This window comes from Drancourtella massiliensis, assembly GCF_016900655.1.
In the GTDB taxonomy this organism is placed as follows: domain Bacteria; phylum Bacillota; class Clostridia; order Lachnospirales; family Lachnospiraceae; genus Sellimonas; species Sellimonas catena.
Genome location: NZ_JACJKH010000106.1, coordinates 1 through 471, shown reverse-complemented (window position 1 = coordinate 471; position 471 = coordinate 1). Strand labels below are relative to the sequence as shown.

The window sequence follows — 471 nt, the reverse complement described above, 5'->3', positions numbered from 1 at the left end:
GTGATATGAGGTTTGAAGAAAACTTCAGATTTCATATGACTGATAAAAATCAGTCAGAAGTGTCGACACTACACCTCGCAGCCAGGCTGCTCGGTCGCGTGCAGGCACGCAAACCAATCAATTCAAAACCGTCTTATGAAAGCGAGCTTTCAACGCCGTTTTTGATTGATTGTGTAGTGTACCTTGAAAACCGCATATAAGAACACAAATAGAAATATCAAGACATCCGAGGTAATGTGAACACATTATTGAGAACAACGGCAGATCAAAAGATCTGCACTATCGACCAACACATATCACGCTAGGTATGTGAGACGAGAGATCATCCCGGTCTCAAGTCAAAGTTGGTTATGCTAGAAAGAGCGCAGGGTGGATGCCTTGGCACTAAGAGCCGATGAAAGACGTGATAAGCTGCGAAAAGCTTCGGGGAGGAGCAAATATCCATTGATCCGGAGATTTCTGAATGGGGAA

The 471-nt window shown here is 44.2% G+C and carries 1 protein-coding gene and 1 rRNA gene; both read left to right on the top strand.

Going from position 1 to position 471, the window contains the following annotated elements:
* A partial coding sequence (locus H6A32_RS15930; protein ID WP_204864832.1) for a hypothetical protein occupies nucleotides 1-200 on the top strand: 200 nt, incomplete at its 5' end.
* A gap of 146 nt (nucleotides 201-346) precedes the next feature.
* Nucleotides 347-471: ribosomal RNA gene (locus H6A32_RS15925) — 23S ribosomal RNA — on the top strand; the annotation flags it as partial.